This is a genomic window from Paenibacillus sp. Soil787, from assembly GCF_001429545.1.
In the GTDB taxonomy this organism is placed as follows: domain Bacteria; phylum Bacillota; class Bacilli; order Paenibacillales; family NBRC-103111; genus Paenibacillus_E.
Genome location: NZ_LMSP01000006.1, coordinates 57482 through 77754 on the forward strand (window position 1 = coordinate 57482; position 20273 = coordinate 77754).

The window sequence follows — 20273 nt, forward strand, 5'->3', positions numbered from 1 at the left end:
CCCCTTTCCATTTAAATTAAACCTTCCTGTCCGGAACGCTTAACAAGGTAGTTGGTTAATAAGACTAATGCGAACGCAATCACATTCTTGAATAAGCCCATGGCTGTCGTTAGACTGAATTGCATTTGCGAAATACCCATCCGATAGACAAAGGTATCAATGATATCTCCTACCGAGAAAACGCCCGGCGTATAGAGATTAAGCACCTGATCGAAGCCTGCATCCAAGATTCCGCCAACTCGGAATATAAACATAATCGCGATCGTCGGCAATAAACAAGGAAGTGTGATGTGAAGCGTCTGCTTCCAGCGATTGGCTCCATCCATAATGGCGGCTTCGTATAGTTGTGTATCAATGCTTACAAGTGCGGCCAAATAAATGATCGTTCCCCAACCAATTTCTTTCCAGATCGCAGAAATAACCAATGTAAATCGAAAATAGTTTTGGTCACCTAAGAAGTAAATAGGCTCGAGGCCGAATGCTGCCATAACATAATTCACGACTCCCGTGGTAGGAGACAGAATGATGAACATTATGCCTGAAAGAACGACCCAAGATAGAAAGTGCGGCAAATAGGTAAGCGCTTGAGCAATTCTTTTGAAAAGGTCATATCTGATTTCATTGAACAAAATAGCCAGTATGATTGGTGCCGGAAAACCAAATACGATATGATACAGGCTTAAGAGAACCGTATTTTTCATGACCAACCAGAAATCTGGAGATTGAAAAAACAAATACTTAAAGTTTTCCATTCCCACCCAAGGACTTCCATTAATTCCATCGAGAATATGAAATTCTTTGAAGGCAAGCTGTATCCCATAAATGGGTCCGTATGCGAAGATGGCATACCAGATTATTACGGGTAGTAACATAACGAATAAATAACGAGATTTAACGTATTCCCTCCAAACCGAGTGCGTTTTTTTAGTTTTCGCAGCAACGGATGGCAGGGGATCAGACAGTGTTGAAACTGTTACTGAGTGAACATGTTTTTTTGTCATTTTCTCTTCCCCCTCGCTTCCTTGTCTAAATACTACGGGTTTGAAAGCGCTTTTACTATTGCAAACTCATTGAATTAATTTCATTTTCATTCAAAAATGGATTATAAAATCATTGAAAATATTTAAAATCATTGGTTTATATCCATTGATTAGCTTCGCAATGAAGAAGCCCGTTAATTGGCTTTAGAGCCATTAACGGGCATTTTTGATACATCTTTATTGGCAACACCACGAAGAATGTATATCTACACGTAACCAAACCCAAGAAAAAAGAGGCTTCCCATAAGTTCAGTGAACTCATGAGAAACCTCTAATTTTAACTACTGATGTTACCCTTTAGTTACCCTCGCGACATCCCCATACCTCAAACCCCTTATAAATCAAGGGAATTGGGCACTTCTTACATCATGCCGCCCATTCCACCCATGCCGCCCATATCAGGCATGCCTGGTTTGTCTTTTTCTGGTTTGTCAGCGATAACCGCTTCAGTTGTCAAGAACATAGCTGCTACGGATGCTGCGTTTTGCAGTGCGGAACGAGTTACTTTAGCAGGGTCAACGATACCTGCTTCGAACATGTTCACCCATTGGCCAGTTGCTGCGTTGTAGCCGATGCCTACTTTTTCGTTCTTCAGGCGCTCAACGATAACGGAGCCTTCTTGACCAGCGTTAGCTGCGATTGTGCGAACTGGCTCTTCTAGGGAGCGCAGGATGATGTTAACGCCTGTTTGCTCGTCGCCAACAGCTACTACTTTAGCTACTGCGTTGTATACGTTAACGAGGGCAGTACCACCACCGGAAACGATACCTTCTTCAACAGCTGCACGAGTTGCGTTCAGAGCATCTTCGATGCGAAGTTTGCGCTCTTTCAGCTCAGTTTCAGTTGCTGCGCCAACTTTGATAACAGCTACGCCGCCAGAAAGTTTAGCCAAACGCTCCTGCAGTTTTTCTTTATCGAAATCGGAAGTTGTTTCTTCCAATTGTGCGCGAATTTGAGTAACACGTGCGCCGATGTCTTTTTTGTCGCCAGCGCCATCAACGATGATTGTGTTCTCTTTGGTTACGCGGATTTGACGCGCGCTACCCAATTGGTCAGGAGTCGTGGATTTCAGATCCAAACCAAGCTCTTCAGTAATCACTTGACCACCAGTTAGAGCAGCGATATCGCCAAGCATAGCTTTACGACGGTCACCGAAACCAGGAGCTTTAACAGCTACGCAAGTGAATGTTCCACGAAGTCTGTTCACAACAAGCGTTGCTTGTGCTTCGCCTTCAACATCTTCAGCAATGATCAGAAGTTGTTTACCGGATTGAACCACTTTTTCAAGAACAGGCAAGATTTCTTGGATGTTCGAGATTTTTTTGTCAGTGATCAGGATGTATGGGTTGTCAAGGACAGCTTCCATTTTATCCGTATCAGTGATCATGTATGGGGAAGTGTAACCACGGTCGAATTGCATACCTTCTACAACTTCAAGTTCAGTAAGGAATCCTTTGGATTCTTCAACAGTGATAACACCATCTTTACCTACTTTTTCCATAGCTTCAGCGATCAATTCGCCTACTTCTTCGTCAGCAGCAGAGATTGCCGCTACTTGTGCGATGGATTGTTTGCCTTCGATTGGCTTCGCGATAGCTTGAAGCTCTTCTACAGCCGCTTTAACAGCTTTCTCGATACCTTTGCGGATAACCATTGGGTTAGCGCCTGCAGTTACGTTTTTCAGACCTTCACGGATCATAGCTTGTGCTAGAACCGTTGCAGTTGTTGTACCGTCACCAGCAACATCGTTAGTTTTGGTAGCAACTTCTTTAACAAGTTGTGCTCCCATGTTTTCGAAAGCATCTTCAAGCTCGATTTCTTTCGCGATGGTAACACCGTCATTAGTGATCAACGGGCTGCCGAATTTTTTCTCAAGAACAACGTTACGGCCTTTAGGACCGAGGGTTACTTTTACAGCATTAGCTAAAGCATCTACCCCACGAAGCATCGCGCGGCGTGCGTCTTCACTGAACTTAATTTCTTTTGCCATGATAGGAAACCTCCTCTAATTTAGAACCTGTACATAGTAAGTAGTTTTACGGAAAAACTAAGTAAACGCAGTGCCGATCTATATCCTGCTAAATTAGGCTAATACAGCGAGAATGTCGCTTTCGCGCAAGATCAACAGTTCGCGGCCTTCGTATTTCACTTCAGTTCCAGCGTATTTGGAGAAAATGATGCGGTCGCCTTCGCTTACTTCAAGCGGAACACGTACGCCATCTTTCAACGCGCCTGCGCCTACGGCTACAACTTTACCTTCTTGTGGTTTTTCTTTAGCTGTATCTGGCAGCACGATGCCACTTGCTGTAGTCTCCTCTTTCGCAACGGCTTCAATGATTACTCGATCACCTAACGGTCTGATCATGGAAAAATAGCCTCCTTTAGAAAATTGGTAATGGTTTTGTCGATTATTAGCACTCGAATGTGTTTAGTGCTAACAACAATTCTTATGATACTCATTCTGGGAGTAATTTGCAAGTCCTTTTACACATTTTTCATACTTTTGGACACCCCCCTCATTCTACCCAAATGAAAAACAAATATTCCCTTTAAAAAAAGAAAAACAGCCTGCACATTACGCAGACTGTTTTATCATTTAGGACCGAACTCCCGCTCCCACTCAGCGTCCTTCGCCAACTGTTTGCGGTAGATGAACCCCGACATAAATACGCTAAATTCATATAAAACAATAAGCGGCAAAGCCACTAAGATAGCCGATATCGCATCCGGCGGCGTGATAACCGTAGATAGAATAACGAGCAGCATGTAGGCATATCTTCTGAACTTGTGCAGACGCTTAGGATTCAAAAGGCGAATCTTCGTGAGGAACATCACGACAATCGGCATTTCAAACGTAATGGCCAGCGGAAGAATAATATTGAACATGAATGTAAAATATTGCGCCGCGCCATACATCTCCGTGATATCGAGACTCCGGCTAATGGAGGAAGTAAAGTAAAAGGCCATCGGAAAAACAACCCAATACCCAAAGGAAAGACCTACCAAAAAGAGCAAAAACGCATAAGGAATATAAATAATCGAAGCCTTCTGCTCAGCCTCACGCAAGCCAGGCTTAACAAACGCCCATATATGATAAAGAATAACCGGCAGGGTAATCAAAATACCTACGGCCAAACCAAAATTCATATACAAACGCAGGGCATCCCAAGGGGAAAAAACGTTCCAACTGATGCTGTTAGCAGGCGGAATGTTTTTGAGGTAACGAATGATCGGCTTCGCGCTGATTAGTCCGCCTACCATCCCTATGACCAGGACAGCCAGTATCCACATGATTCGTTTGCGCAGCTCACCAAGGTGCTCTACGAGTGACATTTCTTCGTTCGTTGTCATATTTCACCAACCTGATCTAGTGGATCAAACCTGTACGGTTGAAGCACTTGTTATGCTGAAAAGAAAGCGGCTAGTCCGGCAGACGCCGCGTGTTGCTTGGCGGCGCGATAGGCGCTGCCTTGGAGGCAGCTGGTGCGGCCGTCCGAGCGGTTGCCGTCGGCACGATCGACGGTGCTTCTGCAGTGGGCGCTGCTGCTGAAGAGGCAGGTGGTGCTTCTGCAGCGGAGACCGCTGCTGGAGAGGCAGGTGGTGCGCTCGTTCGAGCGGGTGCCGTCGGATTGGCCCACAGATCTTCTACAGCGGGCACTGCTGCCGACGGAACGGATGCTGCTGTTGCAGCAGAAGAGCCCGATTGTGCAGAAGATGCGCCAACCGATGAGTCAAGTGCGGGTGCCGGTATCTTCTCGGTCTGGACGACCGCATGGACAGCTTCAGCAGTGGCGGAAGAGCCTGACTCCGCTGCTTCCGGTGAGGCTGGAACTGATTCGACAGCCGACTTGACTAATGAGGGAGCTGTCGTTATAAACTCCACTGCGGCTCTCTCGGAAGGAGCACCTGCTTCAACAGCGTTTGACGAAGCCGCTTCGACTTGAGTCGAAACCTGAGGAGCAGGTTTGACCTCGGCAGCCGGCTTTGGCGCCGCCTTTTCTTCAGGCTCATCGTTCAGCAGGGCGTGAGCGCCCTTCTTGAAATCCCTGATCGTACGCCCCAGCACGCGCCCAATTTCAGGCAGCTTTTGCGGTCCAAATAGTACAAGAGCAACGACCGCTATTAATAAGAGCTCGGTGAAACCGATATTTTGAAACATGGACTTCATCTCCATTATTTGTTGCGACTTCAACAAAACCATATAAACAAATTGGCAAACACACAAATCAGCAACGAAATCACCTAGTGGGTGGTAACTGCGGTCAATACCATCACTTCAGTCACCACACTTTTGCATTAGCTGCAAAAAGTGCAGTTATTTGGCTACTTTTCACCTCTACGGCCCACTTTACCTGCATTTTGTACATCAAAATCCGCTAAAAACAGCCAATATATCACCTAAGCTCCAAAAGAGATGTACTTTTTGCAGTAAATTGCTAGATACAAAACAAATTCAACCAATTACCTGCACAAAATGCAGCAAAATGTCTGAACGCATTCTCTTTAGCGCTAGCAGTAGCACTAGCTAGCACTGATAAAACCCACCGTACCCCATCTCCGTAATGTCGCTGCGCACGATGGTCTCGCCCGCGCATATCCGCGGGAGCAGCACATCAAAAGACGTGTACGGGTCATGCATCACGCAACCCGGCAAGCCCATGATCGGCACATCGCCCAGATAGGCGATCATCAGCATCGAGCCCGGCAGCATCGGCGTGCCGTAGCTGACCACGCGGGCGCCGGCCTGCCTGATCGCACCCGGTGTGCGATCGTCCGGGTCCACGGACATGCCGCCCGTGACCAAGACCAGATCCACGCCCAGCGCTAGCATCGCGCGGATCTCACCAACAATCGCTTCGCTGTCGTCGAGCGCGAAGCGTTGGTCTACTACCTCGGAGCCGAGCTGCGCGAGCTTCTCCTTCACAACCGGGCCGAATTTATCCTTGATTCGGCCCTTGAAGACCTCGCTGCCCGTCGTAATCACGCCCACGCGCAGCTTGCGAAACGGCTTCACCTCAAGCAAGGTGAAGCCCATCTCACGGCGAGCGGCGGCCAGACGCTCGACCTCCACAACCTTCGCTTCGTCCACAATCAGCGGGATCACCCGCGTGCCGACTAGCGAAGCGCCTGCCTGAACGACCGTGTTGCTGCGAATCGTTGACAACACGACCTCATCGATGGCGTTCACACTGTCGACGAACGCCTTATCGATCTTGACCAAGCCGTGAATCGCCGATTTCACGTTCACTTTGCCCTCATGCGGCTCCGACAGCGTGAGGTGATCTCCAGCTATCGCCTTCGCCATACGCTGCGCAGCTTCATCCTCATGCAGGTAGCCAGGCTGCAGCTCCATCACATAAATATGCTCTTTGCCGATGCTCAGAAGCGCAGGAATATCGGCCTCCGTGACCTGATGGCCTTTGCGAAACAGGCGCCCTTTGAACTCACCAGGCAAAATCTGAGTCAGATCATGCGGCAAAATCATGCCGATAGCATCTTCAACCTTAACCTCGCGCAGCATGGATTCATGTTTATTCATCCTTGATCACCTTCTTGCTTGACCCCAACGCACTTCATAAGCGATAATTCAACACTTGCATCTTCACCTAACAATGCTCTAGAATCGCTCACCCATGGTCACCTTCTTTGCCTGTCAGAATCCCCAGCGCATGCGGAAGCTGATCGATAATCGCCATCAGATTCTCCTGCACGCCCTTCGGGCTGCCCGGCAAATTAATGATCAGCGTGCGCCCGCGGATGCCGGATACCGCTCTGGAAAGCATGGCTTTCCGTGTTTTTTGCATCGAAATCATTCGCATAGCTTCTGCAAAACCAGGCGCAACCCGGTCAATCACATTGAGCGTTGCTTCCGGTGTCACATCTCGGGGGGCTAGCCCCGTTCCGCCAGTCGTTAAAATCAAATCTGCCTGATAATAATCCGTCATTTCTATTAATGAAGCCATGATTTCATCCATCTCATCCGGAACGACCCGGTATTCGATGATCTCGCCTTGAATTTCCTCTTCAATCAGCTCGCGGATTACCTGAGCGCTAGTGTCTTCTCGTTCTCCTCGGTAACCGCGGTCACTGGCTGTCAAAATCGCAACTTTCCAGTGCATCCTTCGTCACCTCTCCCTTGTTAACTGAATGAGATAACCCCACTAACCTGAGTGATCGTCGACTTTCATTTCTATGAAAAAACCTGCTTTATCTGTCTAGTCGCGTCACTGTCAACTATCTTGTCTGTGAAAATCCCCGTTTTTGCCGCCCGTTTTGAGGACAAGCAGCGTGGAGCTGATAATCATATCCTTCTCTACCGCTTTGCACATGTCGTAGACGGTTAACGCGGCGGCGGATACGGCCGTTAAAGCCTCCATCTCAACGCCAGTCGGGCCCGTCGTCCGGACAGTTGCTTCTATGTAAAGTTCATTGTTGCCATTATCAGCAAACTGAATATCAATGCCAGTCAGTGCTATCGGATGGCACATCGGAATCCAGTCTGACGTTTTTTTGGCGGCCATGATGCCAGCCACTTGCGCAACGGCGAGGACGTCGCCTTTTTTCATTTTACCCTGCTTAATTAAATCAAGTGTCTCACTCTTCATAATTAAAGTGGAACGCGCAGTAGCCGTACGCTTCGTCTCTGTTTTATCCGAAATGTCGACCATTCGTGCTCGTCCCTGCTCATTAAAATGGGTTAATGGGGAAAAATCGGGCAAAGCACTCACCTCTATTTTAGGATTCTGTTTTGAAGACCATTTTGCTCTCGGTGACGATCCCGTCAACTCGGAAATCATGCCAGGAAGAAGGAACCGCAGGAATCAATTGATTATCAAAAGCGGCCGCAACCGCAAATGGTCTCTTAAGCCCGCGCGCAGCAAATAGCTGCATGAAGCGATCATAAAAACCGCCCCCATAGCCCAGTCTTCCGAAATCCAAATCAAAAGCAAGCCCTGGCACTAAGATCATAGATAGGGTGGACAAATCGTGCTCAATCGACACCTCGCTGCGAGGTTCTCTGATGCCATATGCTCCGCTTTCCACATCTTCATAGCTGCTTATGACATGCAAATTCATTGTCTTCGTATCTGCTACAACCTTCGGCACAAGCACACGAATTCCCTGCTGCCAACACCATTCCATCAGAGGGGCAACATCCGGCTCAGACCGAAAAGGCATATAACTCATGATCGTAGGCGGAGCGGACGTTTCATTCTGTCCATGCCCAAGAAGCCTATCGCTGCATAGCTTTTTTAATCTTTCATTTATGCGCTGCTGCTTTTCTTCACGTTCTTCATTCATGATGGAGGCGCGCAGTCCTTCCATTTCTTTGCGTAATTCTATTTTCCGCTCTCGGATGTTCATACTAGCTTCAGCCCTTCCCTAACGAGGAGTGGTTTCCCCCATTTTAACATAAACAAGGAAAAAAACTATACTCGCACCGAAGACCCCAGTCGAATGAGCGTTATTACGGGAAAATGGTCCGAGAATATCGTCAGAATCGCCCATGAAGATTGGACATTCTTCCTAATTGTAAAGATGTGATCGATCCTTTTTCCATCCAGCCTATATGCTTAGCATGCCTCAAAAGTACCATTTACCCATCCTCCACCGACTCTGATCTATGCAAAATTAAGCATACGATGCCGCCTCGCATGGTGTATACTAATGAATTGATGGGATTTATAAGCGAACGACAGGCAGGCTTGGACGGGTCCTTTCATTAATAAGCAGGAGGTAGCAGCAGATGCTATTACAGGTTTCTAACATTTCCAAAAGCTATGGGGTACGTTCCGTACTCTCCAATATAACGCTTCAGATCGAAAACAGAGAACGGATCGGTTTAGTTGGCGTGAATGGCGCCGGTAAATCGACGCTGCTCCAAATTATTGCCGGCGAAATGTCCTATGACAGCGGCGACTTATTCAAGGCGAAAGAAACGAAAATCGGCTATTTGAAGCAAAATAGCGGTCTGCAAACGGACAAGTCGATCTGGAATGAGCTGCTCAGCGTGTTTAGTTCCTTGTTGGAAACGGAGCGGGAACTTCGTGAACTTGAAGCCTTAATGGCAGATCCTGAACTAATCTCAGACGAAAAAAAGTACGAAACCACGATGAATCGTTATGCTCTGCGCTCCGAATGGTTCCGTGAACATGGCGGCTATGAAATTGAAGCGAAAATCCGCGGCATTTTGCACGGGATGGGCTTCGGCCAGTTTCCTCCGGATACGTTAGTCCAAACGCTCAGCGGCGGTCAGAAAACAAGGCTTGCTCTTGCCAAAATGCTGCTCGAAGAACCTGATCTTCTCATGCTCGATGAGCCTACGAACCATCTGGACATTCCGACGCTAACTTGGTTGGAAGGGTATTTACGCGGCTATCCAGGCGCTATTCTGGTCGTATCACATGACCGGTTCTTCCTGGATGCTTTGGTGACTTCTATTTATGAGATTGAGCGAAATGCTTCCAAGCGATATACCGGGAATTACTCCCGATTCATAGAGATTAAAGAAGCTAATTATGAGATCGAAATGAAGCAGTTCGAAAAGCAGCAGGATGAAATTGCCAAGCTGGAGGATTTCGTTCAGCGCAATATTGTGCGAGCTTCCACGACGAAGAGAGCGCAAAGCCGCCGCAAACAGCTGGAAAAAATGGATCGACTCGATAAGCCGATGGGGGATTTGAAGCGGGCTTCGTTTTCTTTTGAAATCGAGCAAACTTCCGGCAAGGAAGTGCTGCAGGTTGACCGTTTGGCGCTTTCCTATGATGGAAAGAACCGATTGCTTGATGGCGTCACCTTCCAGCTTCGTCGTTCGGAAACCGCTGCACTCATTGGACCGAACGGTGTAGGTAAATCCACCTTGCTCAAAACATTAATTGGTCAGCACAAACAAGACGCAGGCACCTTCAAGTGGGGCGCTGGCGTCACGATTGGCTACTATGATCAGGAGCAAACCGGACTGACTCCGACCAACAACGTGCTTGAGGAAGTGTGGAATACTTATCCGCATCTGGAGGAAGCACGCATTCGGACGGTGCTTGGAAGCTTTCTTTTTAGCGGCGAAGACGTGTTCAAAAAGGTCGCTGCCTTAAGCGGCGGGGAAAAAGCCCGAGTGGCCTTAGCCAAGCTGATGCTGCAAAAAGCGAATGTTTTGATCCTCGATGAGCCTACCAACCATTTGGATTTGTACAGCAAAGAGGTTTTGGAGTCTGCCTTGATGGATTACGAGGGGACTCTTCTCTTCATCTCCCATGACCGTTACTTCCTGAACAAGATGGCTGAGAGCATGCTGGATCTGCAGAAGGATGGACTTACGAGCTATCTCGGCAATTACGATGATTATGTGGAGAAAAAGGCCGAGCTCGCTGAGATGGAAGCGAAGCGGCTGGCCAAAGAGGCGGAGAAGAAGGCTGCTGGAGGCAGCGGCGCTGGTGCTGGTGCTGGAAAGAGTGACACCGTCAGCGGCGGCGGGTATGAAGCGGATAAGCTGGCAAAGCGCGAAGAACGCAGCCGCCAGCGCAAGCTCGAGCAGCTCGAGCTCGACATCGCTCGGCTGGAAGACGAAGTGTCCGCCCTGGAGGCGGAGCTTGCAGACCCAGCAGTGTACAATGACTACGTGCTCGTTCAGGAGAAGACCGCTGCGGTCGATGAACGGAAGAGCTCGCTCGCTGCTTGTTATGGGGAGTGGGAGATACTCCTCGCGTAGCGATATTTATCGATTCATATAAGACATCACTATATTTTAGCGGAACGTAGATGCCTTATTTAGCTCAAAAACGAGTATTTCATGTTTTCGCGGAACGAGGATCCTCTATTTCCCGCTTTCGAGGTGTAAAAACCGGAAAAACGCCAAATAGCGCACCCACGTTCCGCGTACCGGTCCGGAATCGGCATAATTACCGAAATAGCGGCCCCTCGTTCCCTATGATCCGCAGATTAGCAGCTTATATGTCCGAAGTCACTCCACAGAGCTGAATTCGACCAGCTGTTTATCAGTATTTGAATAAAATACTTTTTTACCTGCCCTCGCACCAAACTTTTCTGCGGATACACTCCGATAACGGAGCACGTCATATGGTTACGGCAGGTCAAACAATTAATGTTCACCCGCCAGTGAACCTATTCTTAATTATCTACCTGCCCTCACACTCAACTTTACCAATAATCGCTCCAGAAAATACCCGAAGACACCAAAAAAAGGAGCTAAGCCTATATAAACGGCTTAACTCCTTTTTTATTGTTAGACAACCTACAGTACTTCAATCAGACATGGTTTAAAAACGATTTATGGAATTCCTCCCTTACACAACCAAACTAAGCAGCAAAACAATGCCAAAAGCAACGAAGGACAAGATAGTTTCCATAGCGGTCCACGTTTTTAGCGTCTGGGCCACCGACATATTAAAGAACTCTTTAATCAACCAGAACCCGGAGTCATTCACATGAGAAAGCATGATAGAACCTGCTCCTACTGCAAGCACTAACAGTTCTGGGCTTGTACCGGGAATTGTTGCAACAAGCGGGGCAACGATACCTGCTGATGTTGTCATAGCGACAGTAGCAGATCCAACCGCTGCTCGGATAATGCCGGCGATGACAAAGGCTAATACAAGAGGCGAGATATGTGCGCCTGTAGCCAGTTTAGCAATCGCTTCACTTACTCCGCTTGAAGTCAATATTTTATTGAAGCCGCCGCCTGCGCCAATAATCAAAATAATAGAAGCGACAGGTCCCAGACTCTCATTCGTAAACTTTAAAAGATCGTTTTTATCAAAGCCGCGGGCAAAGCCAAATGAATAAAAAGCAAATACCAGTGAAATGAGGAGTGCTACGACCGGACTTCCAATAAAATCAACAACGATGCGTAATCCACTAGTAGCAGGAAGCGTAACATCCACGAGAGTAGCAAGCAGCATCAAAATAACTGGAAGTAAAATAGTAAGCAGCGTAATGCCAAAACCAGGCAGCTCCTTTTGCTGAGCCTTCGTGAATTGCTCAACCAGTTCACCCGTTGGTTCTACAATAACTTTCTTAGCAATGTAAGAGCCATAGATCGGGCCCGCTACCGCAGCAGCAGGGATAGCTACTAAAATAGATAACAGGATCGTCTTACCCAAATCTGCGTGAAAAATACCAACCGCCAGCATAGCAGCAGGGTGCGGCGGAACAAGACTGTGAACAACGGCAAGACCGGCAACTAAAGAAAGACCGATTTTGACTAGCGAAGTGCCGGTATGCTTGGCAATCACGAATACAAGCGGAATTAACAAGACAACCCCAACCTGGAAAAATACAGGAATTCCGCAAATGACAGCCACTACCATCATCGCCCAGTGGACATTCTTCTCGCCAAAAGCACGTATAAGCGTTCGGGCGATACGTTCAGCTCCTCCTGACTCGGCCATCATTTTCCCGAGCATCGTTCCGAGTCCGATCACGATGGCAATAAAACCAAGCGTACTAGCTACCCCGTCTTGAAAGGATTTAACAATATCGGGCAGCTTCATTCCCGAAATCAATCCCATAAACAACGCAGCGACAATCAGTGCGATAAATGGGTTTGTTTTAAACTTTGCAATCAATACAATTAAACCTACAATGGAAATCAAAGCAAATAGCAATAAACTTATGTCATGGCTTAATCCAAATATAGAAACCATTCTTTTTGCCCCCTTTTTAGTTGTAAGCGATTACCAATTGAAGCATCTTAGTAAGCAAATAATTTGACGAATTTAGTCATCACAGGCTCCATTGAAGCTTGCATATCTGACATTATGGAAGAAAGATGCGGCATTGATTTGTTATCAGACTGATTTTGCAAATAGCTTACTGCTGCCATCGACACTTCCGTGTTGACATTAATTTTGCATATGCCGCGTTTAATCGTTTGCCTGATCATTTCATCAGGTGTTCCAGATCCCCCATGAAGGACAAGCGGAATATCAACAACATCACGTATTTTCTCCAAAAGCGGAAGGTTAATATTGGGCTCACCTTGATACATACCGTGTACCGTGCCAATCGCGGCTGCCAAGAAATCCACCCCTGTTGCTGCGACGAATTCTTTCGCGGATTGCGGATCTGTCAGAGTTCCATCCCCTTCTTCTTCGTCCGAAAAAGCACCTCTTGCTAATGATCCAATTTCAGCCTCTACCGATACGCCTGCCTGATGAGCAAGGTCTACGATTTCTTTTGTCCGTAAAATATTTTCATTAAGCTCGTATTTGGAGCCGTCATACATCACCGATGTAAAACCATTCTCAATCGCCCGGACGATAGATTCCTTTTCATAAGCGTGATCTAAATGAAGCGAAACAGGTACGCTAGCTTTGGAAGCTAATGCTCGAACCATCGCAGCAAATCCTTCCACATCTACCGTTGGAAAGTAGCGTTCTCCTAAGGCGATAATGACCGGCTGATGTTCATGTTCTGCTACCCTTACAGCCGCTTGAACGGTTTCTAGATTGAATACATTAAAAGCAGCCACAGCATAACTTTTTCTTTGAGCTTCTTTTAATACATCTTTGGTATTCACAAGCATCTTTATTAGCCCCTTCAATTTCAATATGGTTGAATTAGCCTTCGATTTTTAGAACAGTCTCAAGCAGCGTTGTATCGCTTCCTACGTTACCCGGAAACACGATATACGGAATGCCTGAGAATTTGGCCTCTTCACCTGTGAGCCAAACTGGAATACCCGCTGCAGCCTGTCCAATGACTCTCGCTTTGCGAATGCCCAGTCCTTTGGTGGCAACATCGCTTGAGGTGATTCCTCCTTTTGCAATGATGAATTTAGGTACAATATCCAAGGAGCTCACAATTTTAACCAGTGATTCCGATACGGTTTGGCTGATGTTTAAATTTCCATCGGAGGTTTGGACGGCAACTAGTTTGCGGCTGCTGAATACAACCACATTTTGTCCTCTGGCAATGTGTTCATTCACTTGGTTAATAAGCCGCTTCGATTCCTCAGCCTTTTCAGCTGGATTCAAAATTTTATTGACATCCATTTCCAAGGAAATGATGTTAGTGCCTGCAAGCAATTGTTCCAATTGGCGTGTCGTCTTTTGGACATGAGAGCCGACCACCACAAGCCCTCCGTGTGATTCTTGTCCTTTGGCCACTAGCTTTTCTTTCGGCAAAATATCTTGATCTGCGATGCCCCCGTATGATTTTACAAAAGAGGCTGCCGTACGAAAAATAAACTTCTTGCCTTTGTTCTCAGCTTGCAATAGCGCGAAGGATAGGACATCCAGATCTGCGTAGGATAAGCAATCCACAATAACCGGAACATTCCCCTTAACTTGCAGCAGCATTTCTTCCACTGCATCCGGCCCGCGGCGCACCTGTTCAAGCGTAATCACAACGCAATCTTCAGGCTTAATTCGTCCATCCGTTTTTTCTGCAACCCACTGCGTTAAATCACTATGCGCATAGCCAAAGACCTTATCTCTGGCAAACTCCGTCTCGTGAACAGGAAGCAGCGCGTCGCCTTCTTTGAGGTAGTGGGTACCGTGATAAGTCATACGGCCTGCTTCAAAAAAAGCCGGGATAATCAAATGCCCATCATATTCCAGTCCCGTCATTCGGCGAATCTCATCCGTTAGCGTATCGGTTTCCAATGGATAATACCCGCGCAATGTAGAATCGCCTCTGCTGACGAAGACGAAGCCGATTCCTGTTTCACTTGCTACAGCCTGTACATTTTGGGCAATTTCACGATTGATCCGTTCCGCTTCGGCCGCTTGATAAGCGCGTGTGTTGGTTAAAATATAGAAAACTTTTTCCGGATTATTGAAAGCTTCACGCAATAATTCCTTGTCCCACTGCGTCAATACATCGATATCGTGTACGGTTTGTACACCTGTCGGATCATCGTCCAGCACAATAATCTTCTTATTGCGGGATTGATTGATTTGATTGATTTGCCCACGAAGATCGCTGCCTTTCCATTCTGGGGGCAATTGCGATTCGAGGAATGAGACACTTATTGTGCTCGTACTCATTTGTTACGCCCTCCTTACTTCAACTTGTGCAAGTTTTTCATAGTACTGAACAATTCCGCCATGATCATGACTAGCTTTGCCATCGACTTTCAACGCGTGGAAAATTTCAAGCAATTGGCTTGATAGCGGCAGCGGAACTCCGATTGCGTGCGCTGTTTCCATGACATTGGTAATATCCTTAAGGTTAATATCAATTCTTCCTCCGGCAACGAAATTTCTATCGAGGATTAACGGAACTTTTGCATCAAGTACAGCGCTCCCAGCAAGCCCGCCTCTGATCGCCTGATACATTTTATCGATATCAATTCCGGCTTTTGCAGCCAAAACAAGCGCTTCCGACATAGCCGCAATATTGAGATTTACGATAATTTGATTGGCTAATTTAGCCGTAGAGCCGCATCCGTTTCCGCCTACTAAGGTAACAGCGCTTCCCATGCTGAAAAGCACATCTTTCACACTTTCATAAACTTCTTCCTTACCGCCTACCATAATGGCCAAGGTGCCATCTACAGCTTTGGGTTCCCCTCCGCTTACAGGGGCATCTAACATTTCAATCCCTTGTTTAGCTAGCTCATTAGCAATTTCATTGGAAACTACAGGTGAGATGGAACTCATATCAATCACTACCGTACCTTCTTTTGCACTTTTATAAATCCCGTTTTCTCCAAAAATAACACCTTTAACAATGTTCGCATTCGGAAGCATGGTGATAATAACGTCACTAGTCACTGCTACCTCTTGGGGAGATGCAGCAGCAAGGCCACCTGACTTAACTACTTGCTCCACAGCCTCTTTATTTAAATCGGTTACGGTTACATCATATCCGGCTTTCAAAAGATTGATAGCCATTGGTTTTCCCATGATGCCTAAGCCTATAAACCCAATTTTTTTACTCATTTCTATTCCTCCTATTGATTGCGCTTTCACATGTCAGCTGAATAGCCTCTAGCTTCTCATGAATGTTTTGGCAAACATGTGTTTATGATAAAAATCAAAGCTTGAACTCTTTAGCAGAATGCAACGGTTAACCTATTATGCCACACCGAAATGTATTCAATTCGATTTGTTTTTGTATACAATTTCATCAATTTCGGATACGATTATCTTAATATTAATTTTATTAAAGCGCTAGTCTATACTTTCATAAATAAAAGAAGTATAATTATTATTTTAGTTTAGATTTCGGACCTTCGAAGAGGTGGACAATTTGGCCAAGAACAATGAAAAATCTCGTCCTGCTTACAACCAATCCTATGAAATTATTCGTGATATGATCTTACAAGGCGAAATTCCTCGCGGATCCAAAATTGTTGAGGAAAAGCTTGCTTCTGAATTAGGAGTTAGCCGAACCCCGATTCGTGAATCCATACGTAAATTGGAACAAGAAGGACTTATAGCAAATAAAATGGTCATTAATCCTTCTGAGAAGGATTTGAGAAATACGTTTCAAGTACGTATGCTGTTAGAAGGATCCGCTGCTCGAAGTGCTGCAACTTATCTTCCCGAAAGCGAGTTACAGTCTCTTCTTGAGTGTGTGAGGATTGGCCGAACAGGGGCTGTGGAAGATATTATGAAGGCCAACGAGAAATTTCACGAGATCATCGTACAGGCAAGTAACAATCCGTTCATGATCGATATCATCGATCGTATGCAGTCCATCATCTATCTTTTTCGTCGTACCGTTGTTTACTACAACCGGCCCTTCTTAATTGATGAGCATGAGAATATCTATGAGGCCATTAAAGCAAGAGATGGCGACCAAGCAGAAGCTTTGATGAAACAACATCTACAAGCGGATTTAGATTTTTGTTTGCACTTAATTTGCTAGTCAATCATCAAGGATAAACGACTCCGTCGTCCTTCAGGGACGAGCGCGTTTGTCAAGACTGATGACGCGAAGTGTAATAAAACTTATACTTTCTGCCCTGAAAATTAAAAATTTTCATACATCAGTGGTGCCGCAACGCGGCATAGAAGTCTTATCTACTGTAAAAGACCTGAGGCTCTGCCTCAGGTCTTTTTGTCTAACATACTGACACCGCAAAGCGCCGCTTGTTCACCCATGCCAATCCCCTTTCTGCTCTGCTCTGTGCTAACTTCGACTTCTTTTTTCCGAGCAATTGTTAAATAAGAGTCTCTGGAGACTCTTATTGCCCATCATTAGCCTGAAATAGAAGCTTCTGGAGGCTCTTATTTCCACGGAATGCTCCGTATGCGCTGTGCTCGGCATCAAATAAGAGTCTCCGGAGACTCTTATTGCCCATCATTAGCCAGTTTTTGTTGAAATAGAATCTTCTGGAGGCTCTTATTTGCGCGGAATGCTCCATATGCGCTGTGATCGGCATCAAATAAGAGTCTCTGGAGACTCTTATTGTCCATCATTAGTTCGTTTTTGTTGAAATAGAAGCTTTTGGAGGCTCTTATTTCCACGGAAAGCTCTGTATGCGCTGTGTTCGGGATCAAATAAGAGTCTCTGGAGACTCTTATCGCCCATCATTAGCCAGTTTTTGTTGAAATAGAAGCTTCTGGAGGCTCTTATTTCCAAATATGTGAGCCTTACTCCAGCCGATCCAATGGGATTTTCCATGAAGACGTTAAGAAGCTTCCAGCTCCCCCAGTCGCAGCAGCAGCATCGGTACAGCTACGAAGACGATCATCGTAGCCGCTGCCACAATGCCGGAGTCATTAAGCAGCAGCGCTGCGATGGCTCCGATCATGTTGGCCGAGAACCCGTACATCCAGTACGGGTATTTGTGCTGCCACAAGCGAAGATGGCCGCGTGGACGGAGCACAAGAACAGCCATCACAATGAGGCTGGTGATGAGCACTTTGCTCCAAACGGATGCACGAAGCAAATGCACGTTCATCCGCAGCTTGCGCTCGATCAGCTGTCCGATCTGATCGAAGTGCCCGGCGTGCAGCGCGTGAAACGCACGCCCGACATGGCTCTCCCGCGCGAAGGCCGCCGCGGGAGAATCGGCGCTGTTGAGCAGCCACAGCGCCCCAAACCCCAGCGCGAGCAGCGCCGACAGCAGGGCTGCGCCCCTGCCTAGGCGCAGCTCGCGCCAGCCCTCGCCGGCGAAGCAATGCGCGCCGGCTACGCCGAAGGCGACCGCGGCGCTCAGTGCGCCGCCCGCGTTCGCGCCGAGTGACGGTGCCGCTAGGCAGGCCGTCACGAGCAAAAACGCCCCGCACACGAGCGGCGCCGCGGCAGGCGAAGCCCCATGACGGCGATGCATAGCCGCCGTCACGCCTAGAACTAGGGCGCCGATCAAGACGCCCATGTACTCATTCCCGATGCCGTAGTAGCGGGCGCCGATCATCGGATCATAACCCAGAATGGAATACTTCATGGCATGGGCCCCTGTACTGCCATCCAGCGTTATGATCAACGCGTTCCCAAGACCAAGCCAGATCATAGCTGTGGATAGGCGGCATTTTTCCATAACAACAGAAATAAGCAGCGTGCACATTATAAAAACGGCAATCAGCACACGCATCGTTCCTTCTACCCCTATTTTTGTTGTGAGAGGAACAACCAACCAGCCCGTCAACAGCATAACTCCAGGAGCCGTAAGCAACGAGAAGAGCAGCGTGCGCACACTCCTGTGCCAAGGCAAAGCCTTTCCTTCGAGATATTCACGGTCTGCCAGTCTTTTTTTAATCCACAGACCATACATCAAACTCAAGAGCAATATGAGCATTTCATAAGTAACAAAAGGATATAGAAGCAGCGGCCTACTGCGGTAAATCATCTGCATGCTGCTCTGTTCCCTGACCAGTCCAGCAAGAACATCACTTTTCCCCATATAGGATAAAGGAATGCCCATCAGCCCACTCGGCACCGGGATGTTGAACTCTTTTAGCAGCGAACTTGTGAAATCTTGCGCCGTGACCACACCCTGCCTGCGAGTAGATTCCGAAACCAGAATTGCCCCTCTGCTGTCGGTCGTGTAATGAAGGATAGGAGATAAATAGGCTTTTGCTCTAGCCGCCTCATTATTCACCTCCGGAGAGAAGATCCACAAGCTTTCCTCCTCCGTCATCCCTGCCATCACTTGCCCAATCCACTCGTCCATCTCCTTCAAGATTTGTCCTTTCAACTGTGTGAAACGTTCCTCCGTGTAATGCTCTTGATCCGAGTATAGTCTATACAAATCACCTAATTCGATTAGTGCAATGCCGGGCAGCTTCCTTTTTTCCCACAAAGAACGCAATTGTGCATAATTGGTTGTAACACCATAGGGTCTATCCACAACCACAGTTACAACGTCATCTCCGAGGGCACCTTTGTCCACAAAACCATTAGAATCCATCAGCATGAACGGACTGTACCGCCGCAATTTCTTTTCTTCGATGCCTGATCTCTTCCCTAAATCACTGCTTCCCAGCACAGAACGATAAACACCATACTCCTTCAACAGTTCCCCTAGGATGCCTGTTCCATACCCTTGTTTCTCATTAGCCCGCTGCAGCATCGTGATGTCAGGCACCAGCACAGAGTCAGGCTCAATCGGTTTATCTTCCCCATAGCGGCCTATGTAACGATTCATAAGTTCGGAAATTTGAATGCCTTGCCTGGTTTCTTTTGCTGCAAAAGCCTGCACTTCTGCAACTCCTATGGAAGGTGCTCCTGTTCCCAACGAGACATACACATCTCTCATCGTTCGGCTCGATGTGCGAATGTTCATAGCTCCAACTGCACTTAATTCCGTCAACCGCCGTAAATGGGGGAGCTCCACAAGTTGATCTGGTCTGAGCTCCATGAACGATAAACCCGGTATCGAAACCACCGTTACCTGTTTGGACTTTACGCCATTGTGGATGGATGTGCCGATACCAGCTTCTATTCCCTCCGCGCTTGTGGACAACTCCAACCATAAAGTCAAGATGCCCACAATAATGCCTGCTATTTTTAGTTTCAAATGCATTCACCAACTGTTTTTGCTTTTAGCATTTTCATCCAAGTGAAAAGCTATCCACTGCCGGATTGTTCCGATAATTTAAAGTAGAATGATTTTAGGCCCAATACTTATCCACATCGTTATCCACAAAAAAAGAGAGGCAAAATTCGCCTCTCTCTGCGCTATTCCTTCGTTTTCCACAATCTTATCCACATTATCCACAAAAAAATGATAAAAAGTTATTCTTCTCCATCTTCTTTTAAAATCGTTGGTAACCGTGGGTTTGCTCTAGTTATACACATTGTACACAGGGCATGTGAATA

16 protein-coding genes are annotated in these 20273 nt (G+C 47.0%); 2 read left to right on the top strand and 14 right to left on the bottom strand.

Translation table 11 applies throughout. From position 1 onward, the window contains the following. Nucleotides 1-11: 11 nt before the first annotated feature. The 9 genes from ASG93_RS08860 to ASG93_RS08900 form a co-directional block, all read right to left on the bottom strand. Nucleotides 12-1001, bottom strand: a complete 990-nt coding sequence (locus ASG93_RS08860) for an ABC transporter permease (protein ID WP_082614800.1) — start codon at nucleotides 999-1001, stop codon at nucleotides 12-14. Between the two features lie 400 nt (nucleotides 1002-1401). Continuing rightward, the gene (groL, locus tag ASG93_RS08865; protein WP_056830967.1) at nucleotides 1402-3030 is read right to left on the bottom strand and encodes a chaperonin GroEL; all 1629 of its coding nucleotides are present in this window, start codon (nucleotides 3028-3030) and stop codon (nucleotides 1402-1404) included. Nucleotides 3031-3123: 93 nt separating this feature from the next. After that, nucleotides 3124-3405 carry a co-chaperone GroES gene (gene groES, locus ASG93_RS08870; RefSeq protein WP_028553854.1) on the bottom strand — a complete coding sequence of 94 codons (282 nt, stop codon included), beginning with the start codon at nucleotides 3403-3405 and terminating at the stop codon, nucleotides 3124-3126. A gap of 227 nt (nucleotides 3406-3632) precedes the next feature. Beyond that, the gene (gene tatC, locus ASG93_RS08875) at nucleotides 3633-4391 is read right to left on the bottom strand and encodes a twin-arginine translocase subunit TatC (RefSeq protein WP_056830969.1); all 759 of its coding nucleotides are present in this window, start codon (nucleotides 4389-4391) and stop codon (nucleotides 3633-3635) included. Between the two features lie 70 nt (nucleotides 4392-4461). After that, nucleotides 4462-5199, bottom strand: a complete 738-nt coding sequence (gene tatA, locus ASG93_RS36945) for a twin-arginine translocase TatA/TatE family subunit (protein ID WP_063891823.1) — start codon at nucleotides 5197-5199, stop codon at nucleotides 4462-4464. A 366-nt stretch (nucleotides 5200-5565) separates the two neighbouring features. Further along, nucleotides 5566-6579 carry a molybdopterin-binding protein gene (locus ASG93_RS08885; protein WP_056830972.1) on the bottom strand — a complete coding sequence of 338 codons (1014 nt, stop codon included), beginning with the start codon at nucleotides 6577-6579 and terminating at the stop codon, nucleotides 5566-5568. 88 nt (nucleotides 6580-6667) lie between these two features. Further along, complete coding sequence (locus ASG93_RS08890) at nucleotides 6668-7159, bottom strand: molybdenum cofactor biosynthesis protein B (RefSeq protein WP_029197035.1); 492 nt, start codon at nucleotides 7157-7159, stop codon at nucleotides 6668-6670. Between the two features lie 111 nt (nucleotides 7160-7270). Further along, nucleotides 7271-7759 carry a cyclic pyranopterin monophosphate synthase MoaC gene (moaC, locus tag ASG93_RS08895; protein ID WP_268796000.1) on the bottom strand — a complete coding sequence of 163 codons (489 nt, stop codon included), beginning with the start codon at nucleotides 7757-7759 and terminating at the stop codon, nucleotides 7271-7273. A 16-nt stretch (nucleotides 7760-7775) separates the two neighbouring features. Next, nucleotides 7776-8405 (bottom strand): 5-formyltetrahydrofolate cyclo-ligase, encoded by a 630-nt coding sequence (locus ASG93_RS08900; protein WP_056830976.1) that lies wholly within the window; start codon nucleotides 8403-8405, stop codon nucleotides 7776-7778. Between the two features lie 382 nt (nucleotides 8406-8787). Here ASG93_RS08900 and ASG93_RS08905 point away from each other — a divergent pair, with 382 nt between their 5' ends. Continuing rightward, entirely contained in the window at nucleotides 8788-10746 is a 1959-nt protein-coding gene (locus ASG93_RS08905; RefSeq protein ID WP_056830979.1) for an ABC-F family ATP-binding cassette domain-containing protein, read from the top strand. A 595-nt stretch (nucleotides 10747-11341) separates the two neighbouring features. On the opposite strand, the gene ASG93_RS08910 is transcribed toward ASG93_RS08905, so the two are convergent. The 4 genes from ASG93_RS08910 to garR are packed head-to-tail and all read right to left on the bottom strand — an operon-like array spanning nucleotide 11342 to nucleotide 15943. Then, complete coding sequence (locus ASG93_RS08910) at nucleotides 11342-12700, bottom strand: GntP family permease (RefSeq protein WP_056830980.1); 1359 nt, start codon at nucleotides 12698-12700, stop codon at nucleotides 11342-11344. A gap of 47 nt (nucleotides 12701-12747) precedes the next feature. Beyond that, the gene (locus ASG93_RS08915; RefSeq protein WP_056830982.1) at nucleotides 12748-13581 is read right to left on the bottom strand and encodes a class II fructose-bisphosphate aldolase; all 834 of its coding nucleotides are present in this window, start codon (nucleotides 13579-13581) and stop codon (nucleotides 12748-12750) included. Between the two features lie 34 nt (nucleotides 13582-13615). After that, entirely contained in the window at nucleotides 13616-15046 is a 1431-nt protein-coding gene (locus ASG93_RS08920) for a four-carbon acid sugar kinase family protein (RefSeq protein ID WP_056830984.1), read from the bottom strand. Nucleotides 15047-15049: 3 nt separating this feature from the next. Beyond that, nucleotides 15050-15943 (bottom strand): 2-hydroxy-3-oxopropionate reductase, encoded by an 894-nt coding sequence (gene garR, locus ASG93_RS08925; RefSeq protein ID WP_056830987.1) that lies wholly within the window; start codon nucleotides 15941-15943, stop codon nucleotides 15050-15052. Between the two features lie 310 nt (nucleotides 15944-16253). On the opposite strand from garR, the gene ASG93_RS08930 reads away from it, so the two are divergent. After that, entirely contained in the window at nucleotides 16254-16874 is a 621-nt protein-coding gene (locus ASG93_RS08930; RefSeq protein WP_156410852.1) for a GntR family transcriptional regulator, read from the top strand. Between the two features lie 766 nt (nucleotides 16875-17640). On the opposite strand, the gene ASG93_RS08940 is transcribed toward ASG93_RS08930, so the two are convergent. Continuing rightward, on the bottom strand, nucleotides 17641-19971 hold the full coding sequence (locus tag ASG93_RS08940) for a hypothetical protein (protein ID WP_056830992.1): 2331 nt from the start codon (nucleotides 19969-19971) through the stop codon (nucleotides 17641-17643). Nucleotides 19972-20273: the final 302 nt, after the last annotated feature.